Source organism: Sphingomonas sp. M1A8_2b (genome assembly GCF_053345535.1).
Window position 1 is genome coordinate 308,184 of record NZ_JBKFAH010000004.1, and the last position, 11,373, is coordinate 319,556.

Genomic DNA, 11,373 nt, shown 5'->3' on the forward strand with positions numbered 1-11,373 from the left:
TCATGATCGCGAACCACCAAAATCTTCCCGCGCGCCAGATCGCCCCATGCGACGGCGACGACCATACCGTCGAGAGTGCGAGGATCGTCATCGTCGACGACGATCCCGGCCTGCGCGAATTGCTGACCGAGTTCCTGGTCGATCACGGGCTTCGCGCAGAGGCGGTGGAGAGCGGTGCTGCGCTGCGTGCGCTGCTCAGCCGCCATCCGTGCGATCTCATCGTGCTCGACATGATGATGCCGGGCGAGGACGGGCTGTCCGTGCTGCGGACACTCACGCAGAGCGGCGACGCGCCGGCCGTCATCATGTTCTCCGCGCTCGCCGGCGAGGTCGACCGGGTGGTCGCGCTTGAACTCGGCGCGGATGATTATGTCACGAAGCCGTCCAGTCCGCGCGAGATTCTCGCGCGGATACGATCGGTTCTGCGTCGTCGTGGCGGCGGCGCGGCTGCCCCCTCTACAACGCCCGATCTCGCGGCACGCGATACACGAACGCCAGCCCGGGTCGAAGCCTACACGTTCGCCGGCTGGACTTTGAACTGCCGGATGCGGACGCTCCACACGCCCGACGGCACCGCCGTGCGCCTGACGGATGGCGAATTCCAACTCCTCAACGTGTTCGTGTCGCAACCGCAGCGCGTTCACTCGCGCGACGACATGATCGCGCAGTCGGGCAGGGCAGAAAGCATGTCGCGCGGCCGTACGATCGACGTCAATATCAGCCGTCTCCGGCGCAAGCTGCAGGCGTTCGACACGACCGAGATCATCCGCACGGTCCGGGGCAACGGCTATATTCTGATGCCGGACGTCATCGGAAGCTGAACCTGCACGCGTCCGACGTTTCTCAATCGAATGATGACGCTGCCACGCGCTTGTCGTGGCGCCGTGCGTGAAATGCACGAAATCGACAATCTCGATTTCGGCTGACCACCGCCCTTTTTCAAGGCGGGGTGGCTCCCTGAGTAGGATTCGAACCTACGGCCACTCGATTAACAGTCGAGAGCTCTACCGCTGAGCTATCAGGGATCGTTGCCGAGGGCGGCTCTATAACTGGCCCTCCGGATCATGCAACCCGGTTTCGACGCATATCCGTAACTTTCGCGCGGAAGGCCACGTCGAACCCGGTGTCAGGCGACGAACTGCTCCATTGTGATGCGATCGTCGAGCGCGTGCTCGGGATCGAACAGCAGCGTCAGTTCGCGCGCGCGGTCCATGCAGATGTCGACCCGTGCGATGTCGCGGATTTCGCGCTGGTCGGCGACCACCGAGACCGGACGTTTGCCGGCATCGAGCACACGGACACCGATCCGCGCCTTGTCGGGCAGGATCGCACCACGCCAGCGTCTCGGGCGGAACGGACTGATCGGCGTCAGCGCGATCATCCCGGAGCCCAAGGGCAGGATCGGGCCATGCGCCGAAAGATTGTATGCAGTCGAGCCGGCCGGCGTGGCGACGAGGATACCGTCGCAGGCGAGTTCGGGCAGCACGATGCGGTCGTTGACCGTGATCTCCAGATTGGCGGTCTGGCGGGTCTCGCGCAGGAACGACACCTCGTTGATCGCCGGCAGCGTGTGAGTGCGGCCGTCCATGCCAACGGCGGTCATGCTGAGCGGCACGACCTTGAACGGCTTGGCGCGTTCGAGGCGGTCGACCAAGCCATGATGGCGCCACTCGTTCATCAGGAATCCGACCGTGCCGAGGTTCATCCCGAACACCGGTACGGGCGGCTTGCGGCGCTCCAGCATGGCGTGGAGCGTCTGAAGCATGAACCCATCGCCGCCGAGCGCGATGATCACGTCGGCATCGTCGACGGGCACCCAATCGCCGAGATCGGCAAGCTGGGCCTCGGCAGCCCGAGCGGGCGGGGTGGTGGACGCGACCAGCGCCCGCCGCTCGAACCGGCTCATCCGCCCGTCACGCTCATATGCCGCGCGACCGCGGGGCCTTCGCCCTGGCCGATGCGGAAGTCGTGCGCCTTGGGCTTGGCAAACAGGCCCGCGTCGATCGCCTCGTCGAGCCCGGCGGTGCCGCCCTCGCGCAAGGCTGCCTTGAGGTCGACCTGGTCGTCATGGCCAAGGCACATGTACAGCTTGCCCTCGGTGGTCAGGCGAACGCGGTTGCAGCCGTCGCAGAAGTTCGCCGTCAGTGGTGATATCAGTCCAAGGCGCGTCGGCGTGCCATCGACATTCCAGTAGCGCGCTGGGCCGCCCGTCTTGTGCGAGTCGCGGGCGAGCGTGAACCGCTGGCCGAGGTCTTCGAACACCTTGGTGAGCGGCAGGAAGCGGTCGGTGCGGTCCTCATCGATCGCGCCCAGCGGCATCGTCTCGATCAGCGAAAGGTCGAACCCCTCGTCGCGGCACCAGGCGAGCATCGGCGCGATCTCGTCCTCGTTAAAACCCTTCAGCGCGACCATGTTGATCTTGATCGCGAGGCCGGCATCGCTCGCGGCGTAGATGCCACCGATCACCTGCGCGACGTCCCCGTGTCGGGTAATATAGCGGAAGCGCTCGGGATCGCGGCTGTCCATGCTGACGTTGACGCGGCGGATGCCGGCGTCGACCATCGCCTTGGCATGCTGCGCCAGCCGCGTGCCGTTGGTGGTCATCGTCAGCTCTTCGAGACCCGACCCGATGTTGTGACCGAGGCGCTGGACAAGTTCCGCGACGTCGCGGCGCACCAGAGGCTCGCCGCCGGACAGCCGGATCTTGGTAACGCCGCGCGCGATAAAGCGTTCGGCGATGATCGCGATCTCTTCGAGGCTTAACAGCTTGGCGCGGGGCAGGAACGTCATCTGTTCCGCCATGCAATAGCGACAACGCAAGTCGCAGCGATCGGTGACCGAGATCCGGAGATACTTGATCGTGCGGCCGTGCGTATCCTGCAACGGCTTCTGCTTTAGGGCTTGCGCGATCGTCATCGCTTCAGAGCTAGGACTTGACTGTGCCGGTAACAAGGCCGGATCGGCCGGTATCGGAGTGGCAAATGGATTGGCGGGGGGCGATACGCCAGCTAGGCTCGCACCGATGGGGCAGGGTGCGACGGATATGGAAGACATGCAGACGGCAACGACGCTGTTCGCGGTATCGTTCCGTCAACGCGATGAGATTGCGAGGATTCTGGCGGGCGCAGGCGCCGGCGGGGACTGGCATGCGGCGGTGACGAGCGACGCGGTCGCGATCGAAAGCCGCTTTCTCGCGAGTGGCGCAGCGGTGGCGTTGATCGACGCGCGCGGTGCGCTCGACGAGGGGGTGGCGGCGACGCTTGCGCTTGGCGGGTTGGTCGCCACCAACGGTGCGGCGCTGCTGGTGCTGGTGTCGCGCGGCGACGTGGAGGCGATCGGCGAGTTCTTCGATGCGGGGGCGACGCAGTTTCTGACCAGTCCGGCCAGCGACAGCGAGTTGATCCAGGCGCTGCGCTTCGCCGGGCGTCACGCGGTCCGCACGGCGGGCAGTGCGGTCGACCGGCGCAAGATCCCCGGTGCGTCGCTCTACGACCGCGAAACCGGCGACGTGCGCCGCTGGATCATCGCGCGGATCGCGGGCGATTGCCCGGTCGCGGTGGTGCTTGTGTCGTTGTCGCGGCTCGATATCGTCAATGCAGCGCATGGCCGCCCCGCAGTCGACGCGCTGATCGAGACAGCGGTGCGGCGGACCGAGACGATTGCGCACGCGGCGATCGGTGTTGATTCGATGGTCGCCCGGCTCGGGGGCTCGGAGTTCGCTCTGGTGCTCGAGGCGTCGGGGGCGGCGGTGACCGCGGCGATCACGGCGCTCGACGCCGCGCTCGCGCGCCCGTTCCGGGTGGCGGAGACGCGTGCGGTGCTCGGCTGCCGGTTCGGCGTGGCGCAGCGCCAACCCGGCGACGACGCGGCGGCGTTGCTGCGCCGGGCGAGCGAGGCGTTGGCCGAGGCCAAGGTGAGCGACGGATCCGTGCTCCATGTCGCGCTGCCCGATGGCGTCGCGCCGATCGATGCGCTGGCGATCGACCTGCACCATGCGATCGAACGCGACGAGATCGATCTGCGCTGGCAGCCGCAGGTCGAGATCGCGAGCGGGAAGATCACCGGGGTCGAGGCGTTGGCGCGCTGGCGACATCCCACGCTGGGGCCTCTAGGCGCCGACACGCTGTTCGATGCCGCTGACCGCGCCGATCTGGGGATCGCACTGTCCGATCATATCCAGCGGCTCGTGCTGGCGCGTGCGGTGGCATGGCCCGAGGCGCTGGGAGCGTTGCGCGTGTCGCTGAACCTGACTGCCGCGGATATCACGCGGCCCGGGTTCGCAGCGCTGTTTCTCGCCAGGGTCGACGCCAGCGGGTTCCCGCGCGGACGGCTGACGGTCGAGATCACCGAAACCGGACTGATCGAGGATCTGGCGGCGGCATCGGGGCTGTTGGCGGAATTGCGCGGGGCGGGATGCCGCGTCGCGATCGACGATTTCGGTACGGGGTATTCCAGCCTCGCCTACCTCAAGTCGCTGCCGCTGGATTACGTCAAGATCGACAAGTCGCTGGTCCGCGATATCGATGGATCGGCGCGCGACCGCGTGGTCGTCGCGGGGGCGATCACGATGGCGCGGTCGCTCGGCCTCGCGGTGATCGCCGAGGGTGTGGAAACGTCGTCGCAGCTCGAACTGCTCGCGGCGGGCGGTTGCGGCCTGTACCAGGGCTTCTTGTTTTCCGAGCCGGTCGACGAGGCGGCGCTGCTCGACTTGATGGGGAGCGAATGATGCGCGGCGTGATGATACCGATCGCGATGATGACCGTCGCTGCTGCGCCAGCACCCGTACCGGCCGAGACCGCGATCCGGCAGGCGATGGAGGCCAGCGCACTAGGCTGGAATGCGGGCGATCTCGCGCGGTTCATGGCGGTGTATGCCGACGACGCGGTGTTCGTGACGCCCAAGGGGCTGTTGCGCGGCAAGGCGGCGATATCGGCCAAATACCGGCCGAGCTTTCGCGGCATCGGCAATGCGCGCGGCACGTTGTCGTTCGCGTTCCTAGAGATGCGCGGACTGGACCCGCGTCATGCGATGCTGTTCGCGCGCTGGACGCTGACCGGACCGTCGACGACGGAGAGCGGGATGACGACCTTGGTCTTCGAGCGGCGCGGTGCAGCCTGGCAGATCATCGCGGACCACAGCAGCTGACGTCGGGTTCGCACATCGACAGGACGACGACATGACGAAAACGCTCGATCGCACGACCGCGGCGCGGTTTGCCGCGCTGACGCTGGGGCATCTGACGCGCGAATGGCCGTACAAGCTGGATCAGGTGCTGACAGGCCCGGGTGATCTGGCGTTGCCGAAGACGCTCCATCCCGTCTTCCACGGCAGCTTCGACTGGCACAGCTGCGTGCATGGCTGGTGGCAAGTGATGCGGCTCGCACGACTTTACCCCGACATGGCGGAAGCCGCCAAGGTCGAGGCGTTGGCGGACCAGATGCTGGTGCCGGCTTTGGTCGCGGGTGAGGTCGCATATCTCGACCGACCGTCAACTGGGAGTTTCGAGCGGCCTTATGGCTGGGGCTGGCTGCTCGCGCTGCATGACGAACTCGCGCTGCGGCCCGATCGACCGTGGGCGGCGGCGGTCGAGCCGCTCGCGCGGGCTTTTGCCGCGCGGTTTGCGGCATATCTGTCGAAGCTGATCTATCCGGTGCGGAGCGGCAAGCATGACTGCACCGCGTTCGCGCTTGTCCACGCGCTCCGCTGGGCGAGGACGCACGACGCCGCGCTCGCCACGCTGATCGAAGCGCGCGCGCGCGACTGGTTTGGCGGCGATAATGATTGTCGGCCATTCGAACCAAGCGGCGAAGACTTCCTGTCGGCGACATTGTGCGAGGCGGTGCTGATGCAGGCGGTGCTCGCCGAGGATTTCAGCGACTGGCTGGCGGCGTTCATGCCCGACCCGTTCGGCGCGGCGACGACGTGTCTGCGAACCCCCGCCGTCGTCAGCGATCGGTCCGATGGTCGGCTGGCGCATCTCGATGGGCTGAACCTGGCGCGTGCGTGGTGCTGGCGGGCGTTGGCCGCCGCCATGCCCGATCCTACCAAGGCGCTGGCGATCGCCGACGTGCATCTGGAGGCGGCGCTGCCGCACCTCGCGGACGATTACATGGGCGAGCATTGGCTGGCGACATTTGCACTGCTCGCGCTGGAGGGTGATCGTGCCTAAGGTCGGGTAACCGAACGAAGAAAGAGTGATGATGCACCTTCGCCTGCCGCTTCTTACCCTGCTCGCCGTTTCCGCCAGTGCGCTCGCCCAAGCGCCGGTCGCCGATCCGAACGCCTATCTAGAGGACATTCACGGTGCGCGGGCTCTGGAGACCGTCAAGCGGTGGAACACGCGGTCGCTCGCGGCGCTCGAGGCGAAGCCGGGTTATGCAGCGTATCGCCAGCGCGCGCTCGACCTGTTGCAGGACGCGCGGCAGATCGCCACGCCGGACCAGATCCTGGGCGATCAGGTCGTGAACCTCTGGCAGGACAAGGCGAATCCGCGCGGGTTGTGGCGCGTCGCGTCGCTGGCGTCGTTCACCAGCGGCAAGCCAGTGTGGCGGACGTTGATCGACGTCGATGCGCTGGGCAAGGCGGAGGGCAAGAGCTGGGTCTGGAAGGGCGCGACCTGTCGGTCCCCCTCGTATGATCGCTGCATGGTCGCGCTGTCGAACGGCGGCGGCGACGCGGTGGTCGAGCGTGAGTTCGATATCCCCTCGGGCAAGTTCGTCGCCGATGGCTTCGTGGTGCCGATGTTCAAGTCCGGGGTGAATTGGGCCGGGCCGGATGCGCTGTATCTCGCGACCGATTTCGGACCGGACAGCCTCACCACGTCGGGCCTGCCGCGGACCGCCAAGCTGTGGCGCCGGGGCACGCCGCTGACCGCCGCGACCGAGATCGCAAGCGCGGCGCCGAGCGATGTCGGGATCAATGTCGCGGTGTTTACCGAGGGCGATCGCCGGTATCCGCTGGTGTCCCGCGATACCGACTTCTTCCATTCGAAGCGCAGTCATGTTGCTGGCGATGGCCGGCTCGTACCGACGCCGCTGCCCGACGATGTGGTGATCGACGCGGTGCTCGACGGGCGGTTGATCGCGACGCTTGCATCCGACTGGCGTGGCATTCCGGCTGGGGCGGTGGTGGCCTATTCGATCGCCGACGTGTTGGCGGGGCGGTCGCCGACCATCGAGCGGGTGCTGGTGCCGACGTCGACCCTGGCCGTAGAACAGGTCGGTTCGAGCAAGTCGGTGCTGTGGGTGAAGATGCTCGACGACGTGTCGGGGCGGCTGGTATCGCTGACGCGCGGCCCGGATGGCGTTTGGACGCAGAGCGTCGCGGCGTTGCCGACCGCGTCGACGATCCATCTGGAGGCGACCGCCGGCAAGGATGATCTGGCGTTCGCGATGGTCGAAGGATTCCTCAGCCCGCCCGCACTCTACGCGGTTCGTCCGACTGCGAAGCCGACCGCCGTCGATACGCTGCCGGCGCGATTCGACGCCTCAACGATGCAGGTCGAACAGCGGTTCGCGACGTCGAAGGACGGCGCCAAGATCCCGTATTTCCTGGTGCGGAAAAAGGGCGCGCCAGGTTCAGCGGCGGTGCCCGTCCCAGCGCTGGTCCACGCCTATGGCGGGTTCCGCAACGCGCAGACGCCGACCTATCTGGTCGACCAGCCCTATCGCTCGGGCCCGGCCGGGCTGTTCTGGGTCGAGGAAGGCAACGCGTTCGTGCTCGCCAACATTCGCGGCGGCGGCGAATACGGGCCGCGCTGGCATCAGGCGACGCTGCGCGAGAACCGGCAAAAGGCGTATGACGATCTCCACGCGGTCGGCGACGACTTGGTGCGGACGGGTGTCAGTGCCAAACGGAAGATCGCGGTGTCGGGCCGGTCGAACGGCGGCCTGCTGGTCGGTGTCGCGATGGAGCAGCGACCCGACCTGTACGGTGCGATCGTGATGGGATCGCCGTTGCTCGACATGCAGAAATATTCGCATCTGTCAGCGGGCGCGTCGTGGATGGGTGAATATGGCGATCCCGACAAACCGGCGGACTGGGCGTTCATCTCCAAATATTCGCCCTACCAGAATCTGAAGCGCGGCGTGAAATACCCTGTCCCGTTCATCTATACCTCGACCGAAGACGACCGCGTCCACCCCGGCCATGCGCGAAAGTTCGCGGCGCGGCTGGAAGCGTACGACGACCCGTTCTTCTATTACGAGAACCCCGAAGGCGGCCACGCGGCCGGCGCCGACCGGATCGAGGACGCCAAGCGCGCCGCGCTCGTGACCGTCTATCTCAACAGCCAACTCGGTTCTGGTCCCCAGCGCTGATCGTCAGGAATTCATGATGCGTAATTTCCGCCTTCTATTCGGCGCTGCGATCCTGGCGCTTCCCGTCTCGTTGATTCCAGCGCCCGTCGCTGCGGCCCAGGCACGAGAGACGTCGTCGTTCGCCGCGCTTTCGAAGCGCTACGTCGACGGCCTCGCGCGGCTCAACCCGTCGTCGGCGACCGGGCTCGGCGATCACCGGTACGACACGCAGGTCACCGACATGTCGGCGGCCGGGCGCGCCAAGCGCGAGGCGTTTTCGAAGACGATGCTGGCGGATCTCCAGCGGATCGATCGCAAGACGCTGTCGCGCGAGGAGCAGGTCGATGCGGCCTTGCTCGACAATGCGCTGCGCTACGACATCTGGGATACCGAGACGCTTGGCGGCTGGGCGTGGGATCCGCAGGTCTATAACGACATCGCCGGCAGCTCGCTCTATTCGCTCGCCGCGCGTGATTTCGCGCCGTGGCCGCAGCGGCTGAACGGGGCGACCGCGCGGATGGAGGCGATGCCCGCGCTGCTCGCGCAGGCGCGCGCGAACCTGATACCGGCGCGCGTGCCGTCGATCTATGCGACGACGGTGGCCAAGCAGAACAGCGGCATCGTCGATATCGCCGAGAGCATGCTCGCGCCACATCGTGGCGAGCTATCAGCGGCGGATGCCAAGCGGTTCGACGCGGCACTCGCCAAGCTGAAGATCGCGGTCGCCGAGCATCAGCTGTGGCTCGACAAGACGCTCGTCCCGGCGGCGAAGGGCGATTTCCGGCTCGGCGCGGCACTGTACGACACAAAGCTCAAGTTTGCGCTGCAATCCGACCTCACGCGAGCGGAGATCAAGCGCCGGGCCGAGGCCGCGATCGTCGATACGCGCGCGCAGATGTACGCGATCGCCCGCCAGGTGCTCGGTGCCAAGCCAAGCGCCCTGCTGCTCCCTGACAAGCCGTCGGAGGCGCAGCAACAGGCCGCGATCCAGCTTGCGCTCGAACTCACCTACGCCAAGCGCCCCGCGCGCGACGGCATGATCGACGCCTCGACTAAGGCCTTGGCGCAGGCGACGGCCTTCGTCCGCGACAAGGGACTGGTCGGCATGCCCGACGGTCCGGTGAAGATCATCACGATGCCTAAGTTTCAGCAGGGCGTCGCAGTCGCCTATTGCGATTCACCGGGGCCGCTTGAGAAGGGGCTGGGCACGTTCTTCGCGGTGTCGCCGGTTCCTGGCGACTGGACCGAGGCGCAAGCGACGTCGTTCCTCAGCGAATATAACGACTACATGATCCACGACCTGGCGGTGCATGAGGCGATGCCGGGGCATTTCCTGCAACTCGCGCACGCCAACGCCACGCAGTCGACGCTGCGTGCGGTGCTCGGTTCGGGGCCGTTCATCGAGGGCTGGGCGGTCTATGCCGAGGGGATGATGGCGGACGAGGGCTTCATGAACGGCGATCCACTGTTCAAGCTGACTGTGCTGAAGATGCGGCTGCGCTCGATCTCGAACTCGTTGCTCGACATCGGCATTCATACCGAGGGCATGACGCGCGAGCAGGCGATGCAGCTGATGACCCACACCGCGTTCCAGCAGGAGCGCGAGGCGGCGGGCAAATGGGTCCGCGCGTCGCTCGGCTCCACCCAGCTGCTGAGCTATTTCACCGGCTATTCGGAACACATGGCACTGCGTGAGGAAGCCAAAAAGCGGCAGGGGGCGGGGTTTGATCTGAAGCGCTACAACGATGCGTTACTGAACCACGGGTCGCCACCGGTGCGTTACGTCCGCGAACTGCTGTTCGATTTACCGATCGGGTAAGCGACTGCACCAGCCCATGATCTCCTTGTAAACCGGGGCCGCCATGCCCCGGTTCATGGTCGAACATGAATGTCGTGGTTTTAAAAGGTGCTTTCGTGTTTTAATTGGTATGGTCCGCCGTCGTCGGCAGCGGGTGTCGATCCCGTGTCAGGCCTGAAACAGCGACGCAGCCTTGAGAACCTTGGTCACGCCGTGCGCGTCGGTGACGGCGTAGGTGAAGCCCGGCAGCAGGCAGAATGCGCCGACATTGCCCTTTGGATCGAGCGCCAGGAAGCCAACCTGTACGCCACGAATGGCGTCGCCGCGCAGATGGGCGATGTGACGAACCACCTCCTCGCAGGCTTTTTGCGGAGAGGCGCCAGACCGCATCGATGCGACGACGCGCGCCGAACCCGCCACCCGCGTGACTTCCTCGCCCAGCCCGGTCGAGGTCGCACCGCCGATGCCGGCTTCGACATAGAGACCCGAACCGACCTGCGGTGAATCGCCGACGCGGCCGCGCATCTTGAACGCCATTCCCGAGGTCGTGCAGGCGCCGGCGAGTCGACCCTCGCCGGTCCGTGCGAGCAGGCCGATCGTGTCGTGGTCGAGCGCACCACCGGGTGTACGCGTACGGTTCTCGCTGTTGGCTTCGGGCTGGTATTTCGCGGTCTTGAGCCAGTCGCGCCAGGCCTTCTCGGACTCCGGAGTCAGCAGGGATTGCTGGGGAAAGCCCTGATCGCGCGCAAACCGCGTCGCGCCCTCGCCGACCAGAAACGTGTGGGGGGTCCGTTCCATGACCCGTCGCGCCACCGAGATTGCGTGGATCGTATTCTCCAGCGCGGCGACCGCGCCGACCCCACCCGCGTCGTCCATGATGACCGCGTCCAACGTGACGTGGCCATCACGGTCCGGATAGCCCGAATAGCCGACGCTGTGGTTGGTCGGATCCGCCTCAGGTACCATTGCCCCGGCCTCGACCGCGTCGATAAGCGTGCCGCCCGACCTGAGTTTCGCAAACGCAGCAGCGTTCGCCGCCGCGCCGAAATCCCAGGTCGAGACGATCATTGCGCCCGTGCCCCCGGACGTGCCTTCGGGAGCGGCGACGCCTGCCGCCTGTGCGTAGGTTGCGGCCAACGATAGAGTTCCGCAGGTCCCGAGACCCGCGAGCAATGAGCGCCTTGTCGTCAACGGTCGATCCTCCATCGGGCGATTGGACGGCATGCTACGCAGGGTATGCCGATCCGCCAAGAGGTGACACGCTTTTGCAACATTTCA

General features: G+C 66.3%; 9 protein-coding genes and 1 tRNA gene. 6 read left to right on the top strand and 4 right to left on the bottom strand.

From position 1 onward, the window contains the following. The first annotated feature begins 2 nt into the window (after positions 1-2). Positions 3-821, top strand: a complete 819-nt coding sequence (locus tag ACLBWL_RS16650; RefSeq protein WP_447794886.1) for a response regulator — start codon at positions 3-5, stop codon at positions 819-821. A 129-nt stretch (positions 822-950) separates the two neighbouring features. On the opposite strand, the gene ACLBWL_RS16655 is transcribed toward ACLBWL_RS16650, so the two are convergent. The 3 genes from ACLBWL_RS16655 to moaA form a co-directional block, all read right to left on the bottom strand. Next, positions 951-1,025 (bottom strand) — tRNA-Asn (locus ACLBWL_RS16655). 101 nt (positions 1,026-1,126) lie between these two features. Next, positions 1,127-1,906, bottom strand: coding sequence for an NAD kinase (locus ACLBWL_RS16660; RefSeq protein ID WP_447794888.1), 780 nt, complete (start codon positions 1,904-1,906; stop codon positions 1,127-1,129). Next, positions 1,903-2,916: a GTP 3',8-cyclase MoaA gene (gene moaA / locus ACLBWL_RS16665; RefSeq protein ID WP_447794889.1), complete on the bottom strand. Its 1,014-nt coding sequence runs from the start codon at positions 2,914-2,916 to the stop codon at positions 1,903-1,905. Before moaA ends, ACLBWL_RS16660 begins: the two co-directional genes overlap by 4 nt. 136 nt (positions 2,917-3,052) lie before the next feature. Here moaA and ACLBWL_RS16670 point away from each other — a divergent pair, with 136 nt between their 5' ends. From ACLBWL_RS16670 to ACLBWL_RS16690, 5 genes are read left to right on the top strand one after another with little or no spacing between them, the layout of a single operon-like run. Continuing rightward, positions 3,053-4,726 (top strand): putative bifunctional diguanylate cyclase/phosphodiesterase, encoded by a 1,674-nt coding sequence (locus ACLBWL_RS16670; RefSeq protein ID WP_447794891.1) that lies wholly within the window; start codon positions 3,053-3,055, stop codon positions 4,724-4,726. A gap of 11 nt (positions 4,727-4,737) precedes the next feature. Further along, positions 4,738-5,145: a YybH family protein gene (locus ACLBWL_RS16675; protein ID WP_447795050.1), complete on the top strand. Its 408-nt coding sequence runs from the start codon at positions 4,738-4,740 to the stop codon at positions 5,143-5,145. 31 nt (positions 5,146-5,176) lie between these two features. Further along, on the top strand, positions 5,177-6,169 hold the full coding sequence (locus tag ACLBWL_RS16680) for a DUF2891 domain-containing protein (protein WP_447794893.1): 993 nt from the start codon (positions 5,177-5,179) through the stop codon (positions 6,167-6,169). 28 nt (positions 6,170-6,197) lie between these two features. Continuing rightward, positions 6,198-8,318: a prolyl oligopeptidase family serine peptidase gene (locus ACLBWL_RS16685; protein WP_447794895.1), complete on the top strand. Its 2,121-nt coding sequence runs from the start codon at positions 6,198-6,200 to the stop codon at positions 8,316-8,318. Positions 8,319-8,331: 13 nt separating this feature from the next. Further along, complete coding sequence (locus tag ACLBWL_RS16690) at positions 8,332-10,116, top strand: DUF885 domain-containing protein (protein WP_447794897.1); 1,785 nt, start codon at positions 8,332-8,334, stop codon at positions 10,114-10,116. Positions 10,117-10,263: 147 nt separating this feature from the next. Here the strand turns inward: ACLBWL_RS16690 and ACLBWL_RS16695 are convergent, their stop codons facing one another. Further along, entirely contained in the window at positions 10,264-11,286 is a 1,023-nt protein-coding gene (locus ACLBWL_RS16695; protein ID WP_447794898.1) for a N(4)-(beta-N-acetylglucosaminyl)-L-asparaginase, read from the bottom strand. Between the last annotated feature and the right edge of the window lie 87 nt (positions 11,287-11,373).

Excerpts from the sequence above, each read along its gene's own strand:
- ACLBWL_RS16650 (WP_447794886.1), top strand. The coding sequence starts at position 3 with ATGATCGCGAACCACCAAAATCTTCCCGCGCGCCAGATCGCCCCATGC.
- ACLBWL_RS16660 (WP_447794888.1), bottom strand. The coding sequence starts at position 1,906 with ATGAGCCGGTTCGAGCGGCGGGCGCTGGTCGCGTCCACCACCCCGCCC.
- moaA (WP_447794889.1), bottom strand. The coding sequence starts at position 2,916 with ATGACGATCGCGCAAGCCCTAAAGCAGAAGCCGTTGCAGGATACGCAC.
- ACLBWL_RS16670 (WP_447794891.1), top strand. The coding sequence starts at position 3,053 with ATGCAGACGGCAACGACGCTGTTCGCGGTATCGTTCCGTCAACGCGAT.
- ACLBWL_RS16675 (WP_447795050.1), top strand. The coding sequence starts at position 4,738 with ATGATACCGATCGCGATGATGACCGTCGCTGCTGCGCCAGCACCCGTA.
- ACLBWL_RS16680 (WP_447794893.1), top strand. The coding sequence starts at position 5,177 with ATGACGAAAACGCTCGATCGCACGACCGCGGCGCGGTTTGCCGCGCTG.
- ACLBWL_RS16685 (WP_447794895.1), top strand. The coding sequence starts at position 6,198 with ATGATGCACCTTCGCCTGCCGCTTCTTACCCTGCTCGCCGTTTCCGCC.
- ACLBWL_RS16690 (WP_447794897.1), top strand. The coding sequence starts at position 8,332 with ATGATGCGTAATTTCCGCCTTCTATTCGGCGCTGCGATCCTGGCGCTT.